Annotated in this window: 20 protein-coding genes; 10 read left to right on the plus strand and 10 right to left on the minus strand. The window is 62.5% G+C overall.

Features of this window, described 5'->3' with window-relative positions; all coding sequences use genetic code 11:
• Nucleotides 1–23 precede the first annotated feature (23 nt).
• Both J5251_RS15530 and J5251_RS15535 read right to left on the minus strand, forming a co-directional pair.
• Nucleotides 24–3,509 carry a DNA polymerase III subunit alpha gene (locus J5251_RS15530; protein ID WP_208574535.1) on the minus strand — a complete coding sequence of 1,162 codons (3,486 nt, stop codon included), beginning with the start codon at nucleotides 3,507–3,509 and terminating at the stop codon, nucleotides 24–26.
• Nucleotides 3,510–3,576: 67 nt separating this feature from the next.
• Nucleotides 3,577–3,891, minus strand: a complete 315-nt coding sequence (locus J5251_RS15535) for a DUF6504 family protein (RefSeq protein WP_074702206.1) — start codon at nucleotides 3,889–3,891, stop codon at nucleotides 3,577–3,579.
• A 267-nt stretch (nucleotides 3,892–4,158) separates the two neighbouring features.
• On the opposite strand from J5251_RS15535, the gene J5251_RS15540 reads away from it, so the two are divergent.
• Both J5251_RS15540 and J5251_RS15545 read left to right on the plus strand, forming a co-directional pair.
• On the plus strand, nucleotides 4,159–6,351 hold the full coding sequence (locus J5251_RS15540) for an Ig-like domain-containing protein (RefSeq protein ID WP_139003425.1): 2,193 nt from the start codon (nucleotides 4,159–4,161) through the stop codon (nucleotides 6,349–6,351).
• A gap of 118 nt (nucleotides 6,352–6,469) precedes the next feature.
• Complete coding sequence (locus tag J5251_RS15545; RefSeq protein ID WP_139003424.1) at nucleotides 6,470–6,913, plus strand: VOC family protein; 444 nt, start codon at nucleotides 6,470–6,472, stop codon at nucleotides 6,911–6,913.
• On the opposite strand, the gene J5251_RS15550 is transcribed toward J5251_RS15545, so the two are convergent.
• Nucleotides 6,910–7,665 carry an SOS response-associated peptidase gene (locus tag J5251_RS15550; protein WP_139003423.1) on the minus strand — a complete coding sequence of 252 codons (756 nt, stop codon included), beginning with the start codon at nucleotides 7,663–7,665 and terminating at the stop codon, nucleotides 6,910–6,912. The two genes, J5251_RS15545 and J5251_RS15550, sit on opposite strands and share 4 nt — an antisense overlap.
• Nucleotides 7,666–7,759: 94 nt before the next feature.
• Between J5251_RS15550 and J5251_RS15555 the strand changes: the two genes are divergently transcribed.
• The 3 genes from J5251_RS15555 (at nucleotide 7,760) to J5251_RS15565 (ending at nucleotide 9,974) form a co-directional block, all read left to right on the plus strand.
• Nucleotides 7,760–8,017, plus strand: coding sequence for a mycoredoxin (locus tag J5251_RS15555; RefSeq protein WP_074703397.1), 258 nt, complete (start codon nucleotides 7,760–7,762; stop codon nucleotides 8,015–8,017).
• A 242-nt stretch (nucleotides 8,018–8,259) separates the two neighbouring features.
• Nucleotides 8,260–9,348, plus strand: a complete 1,089-nt coding sequence (locus J5251_RS15560; RefSeq protein WP_139003422.1) for an S-(hydroxymethyl)mycothiol dehydrogenase — start codon at nucleotides 8,260–8,262, stop codon at nucleotides 9,346–9,348.
• Nucleotides 9,345–9,974: an MBL fold metallo-hydrolase gene (locus tag J5251_RS15565; RefSeq protein ID WP_139003421.1), complete on the plus strand. Its 630-nt coding sequence runs from the start codon at nucleotides 9,345–9,347 to the stop codon at nucleotides 9,972–9,974. The genes J5251_RS15560 and J5251_RS15565 overlap by 4 nt, the downstream gene beginning before the upstream one ends.
• Nucleotides 9,975–10,142: 168 nt before the next feature.
• Here the strand turns inward: J5251_RS15565 and J5251_RS15570 are convergent, their stop codons facing one another.
• Both J5251_RS15570 and J5251_RS15575 read right to left on the minus strand, forming a co-directional pair.
• Complete coding sequence (locus J5251_RS15570; RefSeq protein WP_432264427.1) at nucleotides 10,143–10,949, minus strand: lipoate--protein ligase family protein; 807 nt, start codon at nucleotides 10,947–10,949, stop codon at nucleotides 10,143–10,145.
• A gap of 1 nt (nucleotide 10,950) precedes the next feature.
• Complete coding sequence (locus J5251_RS15575) at nucleotides 10,951–11,235, minus strand: DUF427 domain-containing protein (RefSeq protein WP_208574536.1); 285 nt, start codon at nucleotides 11,233–11,235, stop codon at nucleotides 10,951–10,953.
• A 173-nt stretch (nucleotides 11,236–11,408) separates the two neighbouring features.
• Between J5251_RS15575 and J5251_RS15580 the strand changes: the two genes are divergently transcribed.
• On the plus strand, nucleotides 11,409–12,005 hold the full coding sequence (locus J5251_RS15580; RefSeq protein WP_139003419.1) for a uridine kinase family protein: 597 nt from the start codon (nucleotides 11,409–11,411) through the stop codon (nucleotides 12,003–12,005).
• Here J5251_RS15580 and J5251_RS15585 read toward each other — a convergent pair.
• From J5251_RS15585 to J5251_RS15595, 3 genes are all read right to left on the minus strand, one after another.
• Nucleotides 12,002–13,105, minus strand: a complete 1,104-nt coding sequence (locus tag J5251_RS15585; protein ID WP_139003418.1) for a class I SAM-dependent methyltransferase — start codon at nucleotides 13,103–13,105, stop codon at nucleotides 12,002–12,004. The two genes, J5251_RS15580 and J5251_RS15585, sit on opposite strands and share 4 nt — an antisense overlap.
• Before the next feature lie 14 nt (nucleotides 13,106–13,119).
• Nucleotides 13,120–13,506 carry a hypothetical protein gene (locus J5251_RS20385; RefSeq protein WP_240792877.1) on the minus strand — a complete coding sequence of 129 codons (387 nt, stop codon included), beginning with the start codon at nucleotides 13,504–13,506 and terminating at the stop codon, nucleotides 13,120–13,122.
• 147 nt (nucleotides 13,507–13,653) lie between these two features.
• Nucleotides 13,654–15,348, minus strand: coding sequence for a LuxR family transcriptional regulator (locus J5251_RS15595; protein ID WP_244250690.1), 1,695 nt, complete (start codon nucleotides 15,346–15,348; stop codon nucleotides 13,654–13,656).
• Nucleotides 15,349–15,384: 36 nt separating this feature from the next.
• Between J5251_RS15595 and J5251_RS15600 the strand changes: the two genes are divergently transcribed.
• Together J5251_RS15600 and J5251_RS15605 are read left to right on the plus strand one after the other, a co-directional pair.
• Nucleotides 15,385–15,822 (plus strand): VOC family protein, encoded by a 438-nt coding sequence (locus J5251_RS15600; protein ID WP_208574538.1) that lies wholly within the window; start codon nucleotides 15,385–15,387, stop codon nucleotides 15,820–15,822.
• A gap of 251 nt (nucleotides 15,823–16,073) precedes the next feature.
• Nucleotides 16,074–16,433, plus strand: a complete 360-nt coding sequence (locus J5251_RS15605) for an iron chaperone (RefSeq protein WP_208574539.1) — start codon at nucleotides 16,074–16,076, stop codon at nucleotides 16,431–16,433.
• A 124-nt stretch (nucleotides 16,434–16,557) separates the two neighbouring features.
• Here J5251_RS15605 and J5251_RS15610 read toward each other — a convergent pair whose 3' ends face one another.
• Nucleotides 16,558–17,739: an epoxide hydrolase family protein gene (locus J5251_RS15610; RefSeq protein WP_208574541.1), complete on the minus strand. Its 1,182-nt coding sequence runs from the start codon at nucleotides 17,737–17,739 to the stop codon at nucleotides 16,558–16,560.
• A 219-nt stretch (nucleotides 17,740–17,958) separates the two neighbouring features.
• Between J5251_RS15610 and J5251_RS15615 the strand changes: the two genes are divergently transcribed.
• Both J5251_RS15615 and J5251_RS15620 read left to right on the plus strand, forming a co-directional pair.
• Complete coding sequence (locus J5251_RS15615) at nucleotides 17,959–18,522, plus strand: dihydrofolate reductase family protein (RefSeq protein WP_208574543.1); 564 nt, start codon at nucleotides 17,959–17,961, stop codon at nucleotides 18,520–18,522.
• A gap of 591 nt (nucleotides 18,523–19,113) precedes the next feature.
• Entirely contained in the window at nucleotides 19,114–19,941 is an 828-nt protein-coding gene (locus tag J5251_RS15620) for an alpha/beta fold hydrolase (RefSeq protein ID WP_208574544.1), read from the plus strand.
• A gap of 700 nt (nucleotides 19,942–20,641) precedes the next feature.
• On the opposite strand, the gene J5251_RS15625 is transcribed toward J5251_RS15620, so the two are convergent.
• Entirely contained in the window at nucleotides 20,642–20,851 is a 210-nt protein-coding gene (locus tag J5251_RS15625; RefSeq protein WP_208574545.1) for a hypothetical protein, read from the minus strand.
• Nucleotides 20,852–20,859 lie beyond the last annotated feature (8 nt).

A 20,859-nucleotide genomic window follows, 5' to 3' on the forward strand; every position in this document is an offset into this window, starting at 1 on the left:
GGGTGCCGCGAGCCTCTTTGATGTTATCCGCTGATATTGAGCCCGACCAACATGGCACGGTCCGGGAGTTGCAGGTGTGGTTGCTCGTTGGCCGGCGCCGGTGTTTCCGCCGGACGGACGAGGGGCAGCGTCTCCCGGCGGGAAAGATCCCATGCATTGGTGGCTTGCAGACTCATCCCGCGCGGTCCGGTCCTCCTCGTCAGTCCTTGGATTAACAGCAGCCTGGTGCCGAACAGCAAGGGCCCGGCCTTTTCCTGCGCTTCATGGAAAAATGTGCAGTCCACACAGCCCGTTCCGTCATCCACGCTGATGAACACCACACGGCGGCCTCCGCGCATCGGTGGAGTTTGGGTGGCGACCCGGATTCCTGCCACCAGGACCTCGGTTCCGTTCCGCAGGGAAAGCAGGTCCTTGGCTGCGGTTACTTTCAGTTCTTTCAGCAGCGGCGTGTAGCTGTCCATCAGATGGGCGCTGACGTCCACGGCCAGCAGATCCAGTTCGGTGCGGACCTTTTCCAGCATCGTCGGTTCCGGCAGGCAGGTTTTGAGGTTGCTCAATTCCAGATCGCCCAGCGGAAAGGAAAGCTGGCCGTTGATGGGTTCGTAGCGGCGCGGAACCGGGCGGACCGGAGGCTTATCCAGGTGATGGACGAGATCCGCGCGGGTGGAGGTCCCCTTGCGGCCGGCCAGGTGGTTGAGTTCGTCGAAGGCTCCCAGTTTGGCCAGCCGTTTCAAGGTAGGTCTGCTGACTTTTGCCCGGGCACGCAAATCAGCCAGGGAATCATAAGGCTGCCCGGCCACAATGCGCTTCAGCTCTGCGGCGGATAACCCGTAAATACCGGCAAGACTCAAACGGATTCCAAGTTTTTCCGGTTCACCGTTGGCAGCAGGTACGCGCTCAACCCGGTACGTGTCAGCGCTGCGGTTGATATCCAGCGGCAGGATGGGAATCCCCATCCTGCGGGCTTCTGCCACCAGCAACCTGCGGGGATACATTCCCGGATCGTGTTCCCAAAGACCGGCCAGGAAAGCTTCGGGATGGTGCGCCTTCAGCCATGCCGACTGGTATGTGGGGACGGCAAAGGCCGCCCCGTGGGCTTTGCAGAACCCAAAACTGCCAAAGGCTTTCAGCGTGCTCCAGATCTTGTCAATGGTGTCCACCGAGTATCCGCGGTCCATGGCTTGACGGCGGAAATATTCCTCCACCGTCGGCTCCGCCGCCTCGTCGCCGAGCAAGCGGCGGAACTCGTCTGCCCGGGCCAGACCGCAGCCGGTGAAAACATCGAAGGTCCGCAATACCTGCTCATGAAAAACCGTGACGCCGTGGGTTTCCTTCAGCACGGTTTCCAGATCCGCATGAGGATAGTTTTCCGGGGCCCATCCATGGCGTTGCTCCAGGAAAGGGCGGACCATGTCCGATTTCATCGGACCGGGCCGGAAGAGGGAGATATCTATGATCAGGTCGTTGAAATTGCGGGGGGCCATTTTGCCTATCAGTTCCCGTTGCCCCGGGGACTCGATCTGGAAACACCCCAAGGTATGGGTGCTACGGATCAGTTCAAAGGTTTTTTCATCATCGAGCGGAACAGCTTCCAAATCGATCCGACCGTCATCGGCGATATAACCGGGACCATTTCCGCCAGCGTCAACCGAATGGTTTCCGGCCGCGGTAACTGCGGCCTTTCCTGAATGGATACGGACAACTTCGTTCACGGCATAGGCCATGGAACTTTGCATCCGGACCCCGAGCACATCGAGTTTGAGCATGCCCATCGGGTCCATGTCGTGTTTGTCGAACTGGCTCATGGGCAGGCCGAGGCCACTGGGCTGGACCGGCGTCCGGTCCAGCAGGGATTCATCCCCCAAAATCACGCCACAGGGATGCATGGAAATATGCCGTGGCAGCCTGTCCAACCGCTCTGTCACATCCACCAGCAAATCCAATTGTTTGTTCTGCTCCACCTGCGCGGAAAAATCACGAAGCTCGGGCTTCTCTTCCATCGCTTCCCGGAATTTCCGGGCGGAGAAACGCCAAAGCTGTTTGGCAATGCCGGAAATGTCTTCCTCTTCCATCCCCAGAGCCAGACCGGCATCACGGACGGCTCCGCGAGCGCGGTAGCCGTTCTGCATGCTCATTAAAGTCACCCGTCGGTCCCCGAACCGTGCGAAGATCTGCCGGTAGACGTTATGGCGTTCGGCGCTTTCCACATCTATGTCGATATCCGGCAGGGTTGAACGGTCGCGGGAGAGGAACCGTTCAAAGATCAACCCATGGGCCAGCGGGTTTACATGGCTGATGTAGAGCAAATAGTTAACCAGGCTCGATGCACCGGATCCCCTGGCCGATGCCCTGACCCCCATATCGGTGATTATCTTTGACACCTCGGCCACGGTCAGGAAATACGAGGCGAAACCTAATCTGGTGATAATCCCCAGTTCATGGGCCAGACGGTCCCGCAGCTCATGTTCGGCTTTGCCGCTGATGCCGGGGAACCTGGCAGTAATCCCAGCTTCGCACCGTTGGATAAGTTCTGTTACCGGGTCCTGGCCGATCCCTATCACCGATGCCTCCGGTACCACCGGGTTCTTGTAGCCCATGTCCTGGTATGGGTCCATCCGACAGCGATCGGCAACGGTTTCCGTCATCGCCAGCAGTTCTCCGGCGCCGGCCCGACCGGCACCTGCCTCCTGCGCGATTTCCTGCGCCAAGACCTGCATCTGGGCAGAGCTTTTGAGCCAGCCTTGACCATTGGGTTGCAGATCCGGCAGCTTTGCGAGCGCGGTTAAAGCACGGACGGAGTCCAATACGTCTGCGGTAGCTGCGTCATCCACTTGGCGATATCTTGCCGCGTTTGTGAGCACAGCTGGCAATTCCAAATCAGCGGCCAGTTTCAACATTCTTACGGCATGGGCCGTACTGAGATTGTCTCCGGGCGGACTGAGGTGGTTGACCACTTCCAGCACCAGGGAACCGGCTGGCATGATGCTGCGCCAACGACCCGCCAGCCGGCGGGCCTCCGCATAACGGCGGTGCCGCAATGCCTGTCCAACATCAGAATACGGGCCCAGCAGCACCGTGAGCACCGCTGGGAAACCTGCATCCGATGACTCCGGGGAACCTGCGGCGCGGTGCGCCATCTGTGCTACGCCCGCACCTGGCTCCCAGCCTTTGGCGCCGCGGCCGGAGGCTGTACCTTCATGTGCATCCGAGATCAACCGGCATAAGGCGTGATAGCCCCTCCCGTTGTTATGGCCGTGGGCCAGGACAATCACCCGGCCGGTGCTTTGCCCTTGCGAACCACGGATGGCGAGGTCCACTCCCACAATCGGATCGATCCCGGCAGCCAGACAGGCTTTGACATGTTTGACCGTTCCATACAGTCCATCCCTGTCTGTGCAGGCCAAGGCATCAGCACCGTCGGCGACCGCCGCTGCCACCAGTTCATCCGGCCAGGACACACCGTAGTGGGCGCTGAAGGCCGATGAAACATGCAAGTGGGTAAAGCTCATGATCATCCAATGAACAGGTAAGAGAGACGGGGCAAGAAGCTTTCGCGGACAACGGGACAGGAACGTATTAAGCGCTCAGGCGCTGCAGTGCCTCGTGGACCCTGATCAGCCGCCAGCGTCCGGTATCTGCCTGATGGGAAAGATCAAGCGTGCGCAGTTCCGAGCGGCTGTTCAGCCGTGCCTGGACCCGCCAGATTTCATGGTCCACAAGCCCTGCTCCCCTGCCACGTTCGGCCCGGAGCTCTTCGGCCCACCATTTTCGGCGCTCGTACCAACGCACCGGTTCCGCGGCGATATGCCAGGTCCGGTTCTGCCACCGCAATCTGATCGGCTGGCCGGCAGGAGAACAAACAACTTCTACTGATTCACTGAAAACACCCATGTTCCAGTCCCCTTTCTTCTGGAAATACGGGCCAACATTTCAAGGCATGCTCCTGCCGACACGCCGATCGAAATGGTTGACCTCATCATTCTATTCGAATACGTGTTCGATTCAAAGATGAGCTTATAAACCACCACCGACAAAATGTCCGGGCACTCCAAGATTTATCCAATAACCGAGGCTCACAGTTATCTCAGCGCATCCCGCGCTACCAGTAACACCTAGAAGTAAAGGTGTCCGAGGGGGACACCTCACAAGGAGCCCAGCATGTCACTCGCACCAAGGGCAGAATTACAACCTAGCCCGACCCGGAAACGCATTGTCACTTCCCTGACGGCTGCCGCCATGCTTGCGGCCGCCTTCACCCCGCTTGCCGCGATACCGGCGCATGCCGAACTCGCGGGAAGGGGCGACGTGGACCCGCAGCACGGATACCCCACCTGGTACTCCGACGGAACCGTCAAACTCAAGTACTGCTACACGGCGGAAGACGGTTGCGTCTCCCCCCAGCCGAACGCAGGCCCCGCTTCCTACCCTGACAACTTCCCGGATGAAGCCTTCTGGTTCCATGCGGAGGCCGCCAACGGAAACCTCGGCCTGTACGAAGCCGCTCTCGAGGGTGCGCATGCCAATGACGCCGTCGTCCCTGGGGAACAAATCGGCTTTGCCCGGCTACGGTTCCGCCTCAATAACCTCGTTGCAGGCCAGCAATACACCATCACCCACCCCTACGGCGTCCACACCTTTGAAGCGGTTGCTGAGAGGGACGGCACCGGCGGCATCAACGAAACCATCGACAGCGGTGTCTGTGAGCCCTCCGCCGGAAACCCGTGTAACTGGGATGCGGTCGGTGACGCCTTCCTGGGCCAGTATCAGCTAGGTACTACCGCGACCTTCCTCCGCCAAGTCAATGCACCTGCGGGACGGCTTGGAGATCCCGCCGTTTTTACGGCAGTTACAGGCGCACCATCCGGCAACAACTCCGTGACCGTGACAGGGCCCAATGCCGGAGGCCCGGGCGTCAACACACTCACCGTTGACACCTTCGCCATCCAAGGCGTGCTTTCCGATGAAGTCGACGGAGCACCTAGCACCCCTGACCTGGCAGCCGCCAGTGATAGCGGCCGGTCCGCCACGGACAACACCACCAATGTCGCCACACCGACGTTTTCGGGCAGCCTCGCCGCCGGAACCAGTAGCACCGTGGATCTGATTGTCGACGGCGCTGCCACACCGGCTGCTTCCGCTGCCAGCACCGGCAGCAGCTACAGCCTCGCGCTGGCCACCCCGTTGAGCGACGGCGTCCACCGGGTCCAGGCACGTATTGCCAACCCGGCATTCGCCACAGATCCGACAGCCCCGGAGTTCCTTACGTCGACCCCAGTCGCCATCACGGTAGACACCGTTGCGCCAACGGCCACCATCGCCGCCCCGACGCCGTCCAATCCCACAGCGGATAGGACACCTACGTTCAATTTCGGCAGCAATGAGGCCAACAGCAGCTATGACTGCCAGCTGATGCCGTCCAACTCGGCCTGGGAGCCTAACTGCGCTTCAGGCAAGACGTACGATGACCAAGTCAACGGGGTATACACCTTCAAGGTCCGCGCCGTTGACCGTGCCGGCAACGTCGGCACGCCCGCAGTTCACGGCTGGGGAATCAACACCACGGCGGGACCGCTGGGAACAGGCGTTCAGAAGGACATGAACGGTGACCGGAACGCGGATTACATCGGCCGCACCAGCGATGGTCAGCTCTGGCTCTATAACGGCACAAGTAACGGGACCCTGGCTCCGCGGATCAACATTGGAAGCAGCGGCTGGAACGTCATGACTTCGCTGCTGATGCCCGGTGACTTCAATGGCGATACCAGGGCGGATCTGATTACAACCGATACCTCCGGCAGGCTCTGGCTGTATGCCGGTGCAGGTAACGGCCGGCTTTCGGGCCGCACGCTGATCGGTGCAAGTGGCTGGAACTCGATGTCGCAGCTCGTCGTTCCGGGCGACTTCAATGGTGACACCACTCCTGATCTGCTCGCCCGTGACAGTGCCGGCAAGCTGTGGCTCTACCCGAACAACGGCAACGGTGGCTTCGATACCAAGTCTGTGGCCGGGGCCAGCGGCTGGAACGCCATGACCGATCTCGTCGGCGTTGGAACCTTCGATGCAGGCTCCACGAACGACATGATCGCACGGGACAGCAACGGCAGGCTCTACCTGTACCCAGGCAACGGAACCGGTGGCTTCAGCGCACGCTCGATGATCGGCTCAAGCGGCTGGAACTCCATGACCTCGTTGGTCGGGCCAGGCGCGTTCGATGCCGGGAACACCAACAATGATGTGATTGCCCGCCATACCGACGGCAGGCTCTGGCTCTACCCGGGCAACGGCAGTGGTTTGAGCCCCCGTGTACAGATCGGAACTGGCTTCAACATCTTCACCATGATCGCCGAGTAACCAGAGACAGGAGTAACCCAAGGACAAGAGCCCGGCCGGGTTCCGAGCACCGCAGCAGCGGTTGCCGGATCCGGCCGGGCTTCTTGCCGTCCGCCTCCCACCCGGAGACCATTGAGGCATGAGACCTCACGTCACGGCCCTGACCCTCGGAGTGCGGGACGTTGCCGCTGCCCGCCGCTTCTACATCGACGGCCTGGGCTGGGAACCGCTGTTCGAGCAAGAAGGCGAAATCTTCTTCGTCCAGATTGCCCACGGCCAGATGCTGGGGCTCTGGAACGTGGTGAGCATGCGCAGCGAATACGGAGACGTCGGCCATAACGACGGCGCACCGGCCATCCCGGTCTCGCTGGGCCAGAACGTCGCCAGTCCCGGCGACGTGGATGATCTGATCGCAGAGGCGCTCGCCGCCGGCGCCACCCTTGTTTCCGCGGCACGCAGCCAGCCGTGGGGCGGTTACAGCGGCTGCTTCGCCGATCCTGACGGCTACCGCTGGGACATCGTCTACAACCCCGGATTCAGGATCGACGACGACGGCGCCGTCCACTTGGGTGCCGCCGGTTAACCATCCAGCAGCGAGGGTTGCGGGAGGATCAGTTCCGGCGAGTTGTTGCGGACGTTGCCCACAGCGGAACCTACCGGTTCCAATGTCCAGTCAGCGGCGGCGTCGTACGCCCTGTTCCGGAGCATATCCAGCAGCTGCGTCCCGTCCCTGACGGTGGGGTCCAGCCACGCGTTCATGGTGTCCGTGTCCATCGGCACCGGGTACCTGTCATGCAGCCCTGCCAGTTCCTGCAGGACCGGTGAGCCGCTATCCGCCGGCGGCGACGGCGCGGTCAGCACGGTCGTGGAGAGCAGCCAAGCGTCCCCTGCACCTGGTGCCTTGGACGGGTCCTTCCACCAGCCGTACAGTCCGGCGAAGAAAATCGGCGCATGGTCCCCGCGGTGCACGAAGTAGGGCTGCTTGGTCTTGGCGCCGAACTTCTTCCACTCGTAGTAGCCGTCCACCGGGACCGCGCAGCGGCGGGTATGGACAGAGTCCTGGAAGGTCGGCTTCTCCGCGGCGGATTCAATCCGGGCATTGAAGGAACGCGTCCCGACGGAGATCTCCTTGGCCCAGCGCGGTACCAGGCCCCAGCGGGCGATGTGCAGCTGGCGGCGGACGGCGCCGTCGATCAGCCGCTCCAGAACGATCGGCACGTCATCCGTGGGCGCAACGTTGTAGGACTCCTTCAGGGCGAAGTCCCTCGGAGCTTCGGCGCCGCATTCCGACACCAGGTCACCGACGGCCCTTGCCATGACGTATCGTCCGCACATATCTCCAGTCTGCCATTGTGCGCACGGGCGGCGGGAATGTTTGCGGCACCGCCGCCGTTTGCACCTTTAAATCCAGTTCTGCGAAGGAGTCACCTTGGAATACACCCCGGAAGCCGGCACCATCACCATGTTCTCCACGTCCTGGTGCGGCTACTGCCGCCGACTGAAGACACAGCTGGATGCGAAGGGCATCGGCTACACGGAGATCAACATCGAAAACGTACCCGGCACCGCGGAGCTGGTGGAACAAATCAACGAAGGCAACCAGACGGTGCCGACCGTGCTCTTTCCGGATGGCAGCAGCGCAACCAATCCCTCGCTCGCCGAGGTGCAGGAACGTCTCGCGGCCTGACCCGCACACTTTCCGCAAACCGCGCTGGAGCGCAGATGACGCTCCGGCGCGGTTTGTTACTTAAAACTGCCTGCTACGAAGACCTCGTTCCGATCGGCCCTGGGCGTGAAAGGTAGACAGCGGCCGCAGTTTCCATAACAATCGTTTTGGTAATTGTGATCGGCCCTACATGGCTGCCTAAGATGATGGTGATACGGCCGACCGGCCGACCTGATGACTCCGCGGAAAGGAACGACCCAGGCATGGTTCATAAAGTTCGGGCAGTAATTGCCAAAGAAAAGAATGCCCCGGTATCCATCGAAACCATTCTGGTACCGGATCCGGGTCCGGGGGAAGCGCTGGTGGACATCCTCACCTGCGGCGTCTGCCATACGGACCTGCACTACAAGCAGGGCGGCATCAACGATGACTTCCCGTTCCTGCTCGGACACGAAGCCACCGGCGTGGTCAGCGCCATCGGCCCCGATGTCACCGATCTTGTACCGGGTGACCGTGTCATCCTCAACTGGCGGGCCGTGTGCGGCGAGTGCCGGGCGTGCAAGCGCGGCGAAGCGCAGTACTGCTTCAACACCCACAACGCTACCCAGAAGATGACTCTGGAAGACGGCACCGAGCTGTCCCCTGCCCTGGGTATCGGTGCCTTCGCCGAGAAGACACTGGTCGCCGCGGGCCAGTGCACCAAGGTGGACGACGACGTTGACCCCGCCGCCGTGGGCCTGCTCGGCTGCGGCGTCATGGCCGGCATCGGCGCGGCGATCAACACCGGCGAGGTCAAGCGCGGCGAGTCCGTGGCCGTAATCGGTTGCGGCGGCGTGGGCATCGCAGCCATCGCGGGCGCCAAGCTGGCGGGCGCGACGACCATCATCGCCGTCGACATCGACGACAACAAGGTGGAACTGGCCAAGTCCCTGGGCGCTACGCATGGCGTCAACTCGAAGGAGCAGGATCCGGTCGAGGCGATCCAGGCCCTCACCGGAGGCAATGGCGCCGACGTCGTTATTGAAGCTGTTGGCCGCCCTGAGACCTACAAGCAGGCGTTCTACGCCCGCGATCTGGCCGGCCGCGTGGTGCTGGTCGGCGTTCCTACGCCGGACATGAAGATCGAGTTGCCGCTGCTCGACGTCTTCGGCCGCGGCGGCTCGCTGAAGTCCTCCTGGTACGGCGACTGCCTGCCCAGCCGCGACTTCCCGATGCTGGTCAGCCATTACAAGCAGGGCAACCTGGATCTCGATGCCTTCGTCACCGAGCGCATCGGCCTGGACCAGGTGGAGGAAGCCTTCGAGAAGATGCACGAGGGCAAGGTGCTGCGTTCGGTGGTCGAGGTCGCATGAGCGTGAAGATCGAAAACCTCGTCACTTCCGGGACCTTTTCGCTGGACGGCGGCACCTGGGACGTCGACAACAACGTGTGGATCGTCGGCAATGCCGAAGAAGCCATCATCATTGATCCGGCGCACAATCCGGAAGCTGTGGCCCAGGCTGTGGAAGGCCGGACGGTCAAGGCCATCCTGCTGACCCACGGGCATGACGACCACATCCGTGCCGTCGGCGAAGTGCGGGACCTGGTGAAGGCACCGGTATACCTGCATGCAGCCGACCGCATGCTGTGGGACGCCATCTTCCCCGACTCCGCACCGGACCATGAGATCAATGATGGCGATACCTTCCAGGTAGCCGGGGCGGAACTGCGAGCGCTGCATACTCCTGGCCACTCCCCCGGATCCGTCTGCTTCCACCTGGAGTCGGAGAACGTGCTGTTCAGCGGCGACACCATGTTCAACGGCGGCCCCGGCGCAACCGGACGAAGCTACTCCAGCTTCGAGACCATCATCGATTCCATCAAGTCGCGGCTGCTGACGCTGCCGGCGGAAACGAAGGTGAACACCGGACACGGCGATTCAACCAGCATCGGCGCCGAGGCACCGCAGCTGGACGAGTGGATCGCCCGCGGCCACTGACAACTGCGGGGAAAGCTGCCCGGGGTGCCTGCGAGGAAACTCGCAGGTGCTCCGGGTTTGCTGTTCCCTGCCGGTCATAGCCCGGGCTGTGTGCCGTACAACTGCTGGGTGGGCGTGTCCGGAACTTCCTGCTCCCAAGGCAGGCAGCCGTCGTCGTCCGTTTGTGGATTACGAGGCAGACCCGGGGACCTCGGCGACGGATGCAAGGTCCGCGAACGGTATTTCCCGCGTCTCCGCGTAGGTACCGAACGCGTCTAGCAGCGCCTGCGTGACCTTGTCCACGTCCAGTCCCGGCAGCAGGTCCTCCGCCGCACCGGCAGTGCGCGGATCCCAGTCCAGGCCGAGCGCATCGTAGCTTTGGATGAGGACTTCGCGCAGCGGAGCTGAATTTTCAACAACGACGACGGAGGAAAACAGCCAGGCTCCGGATACAACCCGCTGCGCAGTTCCCACAACCTTGATCTGGATCGTGGCGTCCTCCGGATGGTCGCCGTGGATGCTGAACTCCCCGGGGCAGTACTCTCCCGGGATCTCTCCGACACGCGCGATCAGGCCCGCATCCCGCAGTCCCTTGGCCAGAAGTTCACCGAACTGGGAAAACCTGCTTTTCGCCCCGACGATTGCATCGCGTTCAGGCTCCACATGGTCCAGTACCAGGCACCCCTGATGATAGGCGGCAGCGCGTCCGCCGGCTTTACGCACCAGCGGCTCAAAACCCAAGGCACGGCAGCGTGCGGCGGCTTCGTCGAACCCGGGCAGGTGCGCGTCCCGCTGGCCGAAGGCAACGGTCGGCACCGGACGGTACAGCCGCAGGGCCGGCCCCAACCGGCCCTTCTTGGCTGCATCCAGCATGGTCAGCCCGTACAGCAGGTCCTCCCTCGCACCGAAGGAAGATTCCTGCCGCGTCCAGTCCAGGCTCCGGGCGGCATCAGGCGCCGTCGCAGCCGCCGCTTCCAGTTGAGGTTCTCCGGCCAGTTCAGTCGCCAACGGTGACTCCGTTCCAGAAGGCCATGTGGCCACGGATGTTTCCGGCGTCGTGACTCGGATCCGGGTAGTACCAGGCGGCGTCAGCATTGCGCTCCCCCGCGACCTCAAGGCTGTAGTAGTGCGCCGTGCCTTTCCAGGCGCATTCGGTAGTCCGGTCGCTGGGAAGCAGGAACTCCTCATTCACGCTTCCGCGGGGAAAGTAATGGTTGCCCTCTACCATGACCGTCTCGCCGGATTCCGCGATGACGGCTCCGTTCCAGGTCGCCTTGACCATGTCCACTCCTGCTTTCCTTCGGGCTGCGCGGGCCACTCTCCGCCGCCGACGCCCAGACACACTATCCAACAGTAGCGGTGCCCCGGATCATTCCACCGCTCCAAGAACTCCCCTGGTGCCGCGGATTTCGCAAGTATCGGACGTGTACGGCCCACGCACGCAATAATGGGCCTGTGCCTTCTCCCCACATCCCGCTCGTCCTGCTCGGCGGCGCCTCCGGCTCCGGCAAGTCCTACCTGGCCGCGCGCTTCGGCCGCCCGCATGTGGAGCTGGACAGCTTCTACCGGGAGATCAGCGAACACACCCCGCAGTCGCCGCTGCCCCAGACGGCGTACGAAGAAATCGACTGGGACCATCCGGACACCTGGAACAGCGATGCAGCCGCCCGCGCGATGCTGAGACTGCTGCAGACCGGCAGCACGCAGGTGCCCCAGTACTCGATTGCCACCTCCAGCTACACCGGCCACCGCTCCGTCCGGTTGGCCGAGGGCCCCGTGATTGCCGAAGGGATCTTCGCCGACGCCGTGCTGGCCCCGCTGCTGGGTCTCGGCGTCCCTGTGGAGCCCATCTTCATCCAGGTTTCCCCTCTTACGACGGCGGTGCGCCGCCTCGTGCGCGACCTGCGGGAGCACCGCAAACCCGTACCTTTCCTGCTCAAGCGCGGCTGGGCGCTCTTCCGGGCCGAACGGCGCGTCCGGCAACGCTATCTTGACGCCGGCTTCCGCCCCATCCCCAAGCGGCAGGTGAAACGGCTGCTGGCCGCGCTCTAAGTCCGGGCTATGAAGTAGGTGTTGAACGGATCCGATTCGACGTCCTTGGCTTCAACAGTGCCGAAACCCGCGTCATCGAGCATGGACAGCGCAAGCTGCTGGCCCCAGGCGGTACCCAGTCCGTCGCCGTCGAGCCCCAGCGACACGCTCATGCAATGGAACGTCGAGATGGCATAGAGGTAGCTGGCCCACGGCATGTCCATGTTCTCCTCCACCTTGCTGGATGCCTTGATATCCACCATGAGGAAGACGCCGTCCGGCCGCAGGGCACGGCGGATGTTGTGCAGCACCGTGCCAGGATGCGCCTGGTCGTGGATGGCATCGAATGCTGTCACGACGTCGAAGCCCGCCTCTACGTCGAGCCTGGTTACATCGAGAACCTCAAAGGCTGCATTGGCCAGCCCAAGCTGTTCCGCCTCGCTTCGCGCGCTCTGGACAGCTTCCTCCGAGAAGTCGTAGCCAATGAAGCGGCTGGCGGGGAATGCCTGTGCCATGAGGTTGACCGCATGCCCGGCACCGCAGCCAACGTCGGCGAGGGCTAGACCTGCCCGCAACCTTTCCGGCAGTCCAGGAACCAACGGCAGGATCACATCCAGCAAAGCCGCATCGTTCACCGCTGCACTGGTCTCTGCCATGTTTTGGTGAAACTGCGGGTAGTCCTCGTACGACAGGCCACCACCGGTCCGGAACCGCTCGATAATCTTCTGTTCCACCTCGCCCATCATCGAGATGTGCTGCATCAGGATGGCCATGTTGTCCGGACCCGCTGCGCTGGTCAGCACGGCCGCATGTTCGCGTGGCAGCCGGTACGTTTTGGCCGCCGGGTCGTAGGTGACAACGCGCGCCGTGGTCATGCCTCCCAGCCATTCGCGAACGTAGCGTTCGTTGAGACCTGCCGCATCAGCAATCTGCTCACTCGTGGCGGACGGCATTCCTGCCATGGTCTCGAAGAGCCCCGTCTGGTGACCAACGCTGGTCAGCATCGCGATCGCAGCATCGTTGAGGATACCCACGAAACGTCCGACAAACGCCTCGATTGCCTCAGTGTCAGGTTCCTGATTAGCGGAAGCCTGCAGTGGTGTTCCTTGCTCAATGGTCATTGTTCTTTCTCCGGTTACTGGGAGCTGGTGCTGCCCAATTGAGGTGACTGTTGGAATTCGCATGAGCGCCCGTCCTCGGGCGAATCCTGCATCGTGCCCGCCGTTGCGGGGGTCGAACTAGGCGAGCGCTTCCTGCCCAGCGATTCGTGTCGTATGTACATCGCCAGCATGAATCCAGTCGTGACCAAGTAGAAGGCGTGCAATGCCCAGATGGGGCCCGCCGGCAGGCTGTAGATATAAACGGAATGGACCAGATTGCCCATGTTGCTCAGCAAAAGGTTCCCCAAACTGTATGAGGCCAGATCCCTCGTCTGCACAGCTTTCACAATCATGGGCATGACGCTGCCGGCAAAGATGATGGTGGAAACGCCGCCGGCCAGAACCATCAGGTCGATTTCCATGACCGATTCTCCTTAGGCGTCCGTTCGAATAGTTCACTATCAACGCTACGAAGCGGACGAGGCCTGCGCGTCGGGCGAATTACCCATCTTGTTCCCGGGGTGACTGGTGCAGGTCATGCAGACAGCGTCGCTGGCTCGCTCCATTGCCTACCGGCGCAAAGGCAACCCATGCTCGTGTGCCCATGCCGCGGCAGCAGTCCGCGTTGACACACCAATCTTGGCGAAGATATTGGCCAGATGGCGGCCGACCGTTTTCTGGCTGATGAACAAGGCATCCGCCGCATCCTTGTTGCTGGCCCCGGCGGCGATGAAAAAAAGCACATCGGTCTCCCGTTCCGTTAATCCGCCGGGCAAGCGCCGGCCATCAAGCCGCTGGACATCCGGCAGCGCGCCAAGTTCCCGGTAAATGGCCAGCGCGGTAGCGGTCTCCGCGGCAGCAGTGCCGGTTTCTCCCAGCCCGCGGTGGGCCCGCCCCAGCAGCTCGTAGACTCTGGCCGTTTCGTACCGCGCGTGCAGTCCGCGGTACTCTCGCGCGACGCTCTGCAGCACTGGCAGAGCCTCTTCGTGCCGCGACTGCGCGATCAGCACGGCAGCCCTGGCCTGGCCGGCCCACGCGCGGAAACCCGCTGTAGCGAACACGGCTGCAGTTTCTTCCAGTTGCCCGCATAACCGCTCTGCTTCCTCCTGGAGGCCGAGAGCGAGGGCGATTTCGACGGCGGATTCCAGCAGCCTGGCGCAGGCCAGCCGGTCCCGCCCCGCCAACGCAGCACAAAGGCCGGCCCACGCGGCGTCCTGCTTCCCTACAGCCTGCTGGAGAAGGGACTCACCGGGCTGCGGCTCACAGCCCAGCTCTTGTGCCCGCGCGTAGGCTCCACGGGCGCCGCTTAGGTCACCGCGCAGACGACGGATCTCGCCCAACTGGTAGTAGGCCTCCCCCGCAACCCAGTTGTTCCGGCCAACAAGCTCCGACCCGGTCCGTTCGATAGCCTCTTCAGCGGCATCCCACCCGCCTTCCGCGCTCTGCAGCTGAAGCCGGTGGATCCGGCAGATGCCGGAGTAGATCGCCTCGCCGTGGAATTGCTCGCACCACTGCTCAGTCGCTTGGGTCCAGGCCCGCATCCGGGACAAGTCAGCCAGCGCATGGCAGGCATGGATAACTGTGCAGTAAATATCTCCGGCCCATTCCGGCGGCACCTGACCGGCCAGCACCGGCAACATTGCTTCGTCCAGCTGGGCAAAGCCCGTGGCCGTACTGCCACTGTGCACGTCCGCAAGCCCTGCGAGTACCAGGCCGAACGATGTCAGGGCTGGAGCCCGCAGCCGGTGCCCCATCTCCTGGAGCGTCACCGCAGCATCCCGCGCCGGCTGGAGGTTCCCGAAGTCCAGCGCCACCGTTGCATCCAAGTAGACAAGGTAGCCGTGATCCACGTCTTCGGGCAGTTGCGTCAGGATTCTTCTGGCCCGGTTGACCCAGCCGGAGGCTATGACCAGGTCACCCCTGATGAACCACAGCAGCGCGAGGTTCAAGGCTTTCTTGGCGGCACTCAGGACATCGCCGTCGTCATTGAACCGGTGGTAGACCTCTTCGGAAATCTCCAACGACTCCCTGACCTGTCCTACCCACCAAGCAGAACTGCCCAGCAGGCTCAGATCCTCGGTCGGCAGCTCCGAGAATATCCGCGCCTGCGTGAAATTCCGGTGAGCGGCGTACCAGTCCCCGCGGGCGTACGCCGTCCGCGCCGTGGACAGTAACTCCTCGAACTCGTCCATCCGGGCCTCCACCTCAACGGTAGTACCGTCAACGCCCGCCGGTCGAGCCGTTTCACGCTCTGAATCCGCCACTGGAGCTAATCGCTCCGTCTTGATAGCTTTCAACGCATGGCCATCAAATTTGAGAATGTGGGTATCGCTGTTCGCGACATCGAAGCAGCAATCGCCTTTTTCACCGATCTTGGTCTTGCCCTGATAGGTCGGGATACGGTCAGCGGCGAGTGGACCGATACTGCCGTTGGACTTGATGGAAACCACGCCAAGATCGCGATGCTACAGACCCCGGACGGTCATGGCCGGCTCGAGCTCTTCGAATACATCCATCCCGAAGCGATCGAATCGCAGCCGGCTCGTCCCAACGACATTGGAATGCACCGGGTGGCCTTCTCGGTAGACGATATGGATGGGGCCCTCGAGATAGCTGCAAAGCACGGATGCCATCCGCTACGCGGTGTGGCGACCTATAAGGACGTCTACAAACTCACGTACCTCCGCGGCCCCAGTGGAATCCTCGTGATGCTCGCCGAGGAACTAAAGAAAGACTGACATCCGAACCGGCCCAATTGCGTGTATTGCCAGCCCCAGAGACGAGAGACTGTCCTGTGAAGAATCATCCCTTCGGAATTCTCTCGGTCCTATGGTCAAGTGCATTTGCAGATCCGAGTACGCCAATGATCCGGGTGGGAGCGTCGGGACAACCCGCTTCCTGGCCCGACAGCTGTAGATGTGATCGGCGTGCACCAACGCCCAAGATACGACCGACGCCCCACATAACCTCGACGAAGCGGGAGAGCACCATGACAGCGAGTTCGATCATCGAGTACATCGACGGGTACGACGGTGATGTCCGGCAGCGGCTGCTGACCGTGTACGAACTGATCCGGTCGGCCGTGCCCGATGAAGCGGTCGAATCGATCAGTTGGCGTATGCCGACCTTCAAACTCGGCACCGAGCCGTTGTTCTTCTTCACCGGAACAAAGCGCCACATCGGGTTCTATCCGACTCCCGACGCGATCGCGCATTTCTCGACAGAGTTGGCCGCACATGGAACCACCGAACACGCTATCCAGCTGCGCCATGATGCCCCGCTCCCGATCGAGCTGCTCCGCGAGATAATCGCGTGGCGGCTACAGCAGCTGCCTTCAGACAGGGTTTGATTCAGTCGCCTCGGCGCACCGCACCGTTCCGCCGCCGGCTTACTGAGTGACTCGTCCCGCCCATCCTTTACCAGGGCCCGGGTCTCGACCTCAGTCCTTGAGCGACGGGGCCGCTGAGCCGCGTTCACCGATTAGCGGCCAGCACCGCCGCGAGACCCTCTTGCAGATCCTTAACGAAATACTCGGGAACTTCCAGCGACGGGAAGTGTCCCCCGATTTCGGGCGACTTCCATCGGACGATCTGTCGGTACCGCTCCTGTGCCCAGGCGAGCGGACACTTCTCGATGTCGCTGGGATACATGCTGATTGCTGAGGGGACGTCGACCCGAAGCTCGGGGTCCAGCGCGTTGATACCACCGTGACTTTCGTAATAGATACGGGCCGCCGATGCGCCGGTCCGCGTCAGCCAATACAGTGTGACGTCGTCAAGAATCCTGTCGATGGAGATCGACTCGAACGGGCTGTCTTTGGTATCCGTCCACTCAGCGAACTTGTCAAGAATCCAGGCAAGGAGCCCGACCGGCGAATCAACGAGCGAGTAGCCGATGGTCTGAGGTCGGGTCGCCTGCTGCTTCGCGTACGCCGCGCGGTGGTTCCAGAAATCGCGGGTTTCCTCAGTCCACTCGAGCTCGGCCGCCGTCAGCCCATCCGTGGCCAACCCCGGCGGTGCCTGAGCCAACGTTGTATGGATGCCGAGGACATGCTCTTGGAACCTGCCGCCGAGTACCGTGGTGATCACACCTCCCCAATCGCCACCGTGCGCGGCGAACTTGCTGTAGCCGAGCCGTCCCATCAGTTCCACCCATGCAGCGGCGATCTTTCCGATCCCCCACCCGGTGGTGGCCGGCTTGTCGCTGTACCCAAAGCCCGGCAACGACGGAACGACGACGTGGAACGCCGGCACATCTGTTTCTTTCGGATCTGCCAGCTCGTCGACGACATCGATGAACTCAGCGATGCTGCCTGGCCAGCCATGCGTCAGGATCAGAGGAGTAGCATCTGCGCGCGCGGATCGGCGGTGCAGGAAGTGGATTCCCAGATCATCAATGGTCGTGCGGAACTGGCCGATGCGGTTAAGTCGCTCTTCGAATGACCGCCAGTTGTACCCGGTGCGCCAGTAGTTCACGACATCGACCAGATCGGCGAGAGGAACGCCCTGCTCCCATCGGCGAGGGTCTGGCGCGGCGCGATAGACCGTCTCGGCCTCCGGCAGCCGCGCCGCAGCCAATCGTCTGCGCAGATCATCAAGATCAGCGTCAGTTGCGTGGGCTTCAAATGCTTGCACGTCGCCGGTGACACAAGACATGAGTCCTCCTGGCGGTCGCGGAACCTGCGAAGACGTGACACGAACAAGCCTAAGTCTACAATCGGCTCCTCTATCGGCCACGGCGGTGGTGAGGTAGATCAGAGTCTACGGAATAAATGAGATCGCGAGGACTACCTGAGAGCCCAGATCGCGCACCGAGGAGTTACCCGAGCAGCGCCCGGTCTATACACTGGAGACTGACTGACGAAAGCAGGCGCCATGCGGAGGCTAATCTACGGCATGAACCTGACCCTGGATGGCTACATCGCTGCGGCCGGTGATGACATCGGCTGGAGCGGGCCGAGCGACGAACTGTTCCATTGGTGGCTCGACCAGGAGCGGGAGATCGGCCTGTTGCTGTATGGACGCAAGCTGTGGGAGGCCATGAGTTCCTACTGGCCGACCGGCGACCAGCAGCCCAATGCCACCCCGGCGAATATTGAGTTCGCGCGGAACTGGCGGGACACGCCAAAGGTGGTGTTCTCCTCGACGATAGAGAAGGTCGACTGGAACACCCGTCTGGTCACCAGCGACGCGGTCGCGGAGATCACCCGGCTCAAGGCTGACGACGGCGAGCCGATGAGGGTCGGCGGCGCAACGCTCGCCGGGGCGGCCATGCGGGCCGGGCTGATCGACGAGTACACGATCGTGACCCATCCGGTACTGGTGGGCGGCGGCACGCCATTCTTCACCGCGCTGGATAGCTGGGTGAACCTGAATCTGGTGGAGACGCGGACGTTTCCCGGCGGGGTGGTTCTGACCAGGTACGAGACGAGGCGCTGAGCGCGTCATCCGGCTGGAAGCGGACAAGGTTGTGGTCGACCCGATTTCATTTTCGACGAGATCGGATACGCCCGGGTTTTGCCGGAGATTCGGGAGCGGTTCACTGACAATGACCGGGTATCCGCCTGCTCACAAGTCGAGAACGACGACCGGGCCTGCTTCTCCCCGTTTAGTGTTCATCGGTCTGTTGTTTCCCTGACGCGGAGGTTAACATCCTCCTAATCCAGCAGTGGATTGATTTCGCCGGTGTCGGCGATGCCGGGCGGTACCTGCCCCAGGACGCGCCTTGAGGTGCCCCGGTCCGGGAGTACGGTCCAGCCGACAATCCACGGGGAACAGCTCGTGGGCCTCAATTATAGATTCGCCCGAGTCCCCTAACAACGCATCGACGGGAGTGCCGGCTTGCAATCGAAGAGCGAACTGGCCGATCTTCCCTGAAGCCCTGACATGCAGGAACAACCGCCTCTAGGCAGCCCGGTCAGAGCGGCGTAGCATACCGAAATTGGATTACCCGGGAGATACCGGGCGAGGGCTGGCGCCGGCACGCCCAAGGACCGTCAACCCTGCAACCGCACTAGCTCGGAGGGTCGTATGGAACAGTATGTGAAGGCCGGGGAGCTGGAGATCTGGACGGAGCAGGTCGGTGACGGGCCCGACGTGCTGCTGATCGGCGGGCTCGGGGACACAGTGGAGTCCTGGCAGTTCCAGCTGGACGGGCTGGCGGACCGTTACCGGATGACGGCGTTCGACAACCGCGGGGCGGGGCGGACCGCCATGCCGGAGGGGCAGCCGACCGTGGAGGCGATGGCTGACGACGCTGCTGGGGTGCTGCACTCGTTGGGAGTTTCCTCGGCCCATGTGGCTGGGTTCTCCGGCGGCAGCATCATCGCTCAGGAGCTCACACTGCGCCACCCCGATGTTGTCCGCAGCCTAGTGCTGCAAAGCACCTGGTCTGCGATGGACGACTTCATGAAGACGATGATCCGGGCCTTCCACTGGCAGGCCGAACTGGCGCCCAGCGAGCGTGACTTCTTGGAGGGATTCTTTATCTGGGTTTACACGGCCAGGGCCCACAATGATGGGACAGTCGCCCGATTCATCGAGGATGCCATGGCCTTCCCGCACAAGCAGAGCACGGAGGACTTCCTCGCCGACGCCGACGCCTGCGCGCGGCACGTGACGGCTGGCCGGCTGGACGGCATCAAGGTTCCAGTGCTGGTGCTAGCCGGCGGCGTGGACCGGATGAGCCGCCCTGAGCTCGGCAAGGCGGCTGCCGACGAGATCCCCGGCGCCCGGTTCGAGGTGATGGAGGAGGAAGCGCACCAGCCGTTCCAGGAGGTCCCGGACGCCTGGAACTCACGGGTGGATGAGTTCTGGCAGGGGGCGGAGAGGCTCCGCTCCCGTGCGGCGGCGAGCTGACCCTGGCACCCGATCTCGTTCCCAGTGCCAGAACGCCGCGCAGCAGCGCCTGCCCTTACGGGCCCCCGGTGCGACGGGTTCTTGAACCGACCTATCTGAGCAATTGCTCATAAACGAAAACATTGAATTTCCGGCCGCCCAGTCCCACATCGACGGGCCTCGCGGACCAACCTAACTGAGCATTTCCGGAAAGGAGTCCGGCTAGCATTCAGAAGCCCACTGCAAGTCAATGAAGGGCGGCCGCACAGCACTCAGCTCTGCCGTCCCGTGTCAACATTGTTCAAGTCCGGGCGGGGTCCAGCACCCACCCATCTGAGCAATAAACGGGTAGGTCGTTGCTCTTGCTCCACCTACACGGAAGGGTGACCCAGCCGGCAGCAAGAGCAGGGCGGCATACCGTGATAATCCCGCTCAGGTGCTCTGTAGGACTACCCGTTCTGGATACAGTCCTGTTTGCTGAATGACTGCTGTGCGCCTCGAAATGTCTCTTGATGGTCCGCCATCAGGCGGTTCCCGTCCATGCCCGCCATCAGTGTCAAAGGCATCCTTCACCGACGCCTCCCGAACCACCCCTGTGGAGGTCTTCTCTTGCCGCTACCGAAGGCTAGCGGTAAGAGAATATGCCGAGGATCTGGACATATTCACGGTTATCTGCGGCCGGGCAAAGGACGTTCCTGGGGCTGGTGCGCGGACCATCCGGTCAGGGGGTTTGCCGGGCCAACTGCCGGGCGGGGCGGCTGCGCCGTGCAGGAGCCAGGTTCACCGCACCGGCGATCGCATCCGGGTTCGTTCCGGTATACAGGGCCTCGCCGATGTTGTCGTCCAGAGCCGTCTGGGCCCGGTCCATGTCGCCCCGGCGCATCTCCAGGGCCGCCGCAGCAGCCCAAACCCGCTTCAGTGCTGCCTCCACCTGTCTGG

Origin of the sequence: Arthrobacter crystallopoietes, assembly GCF_017603825.1 — a bacterium.
In the GTDB taxonomy this organism is placed as follows: domain Bacteria; phylum Actinomycetota; class Actinomycetes; order Actinomycetales; family Micrococcaceae; genus Crystallibacter; species Crystallibacter crystallopoietes_B.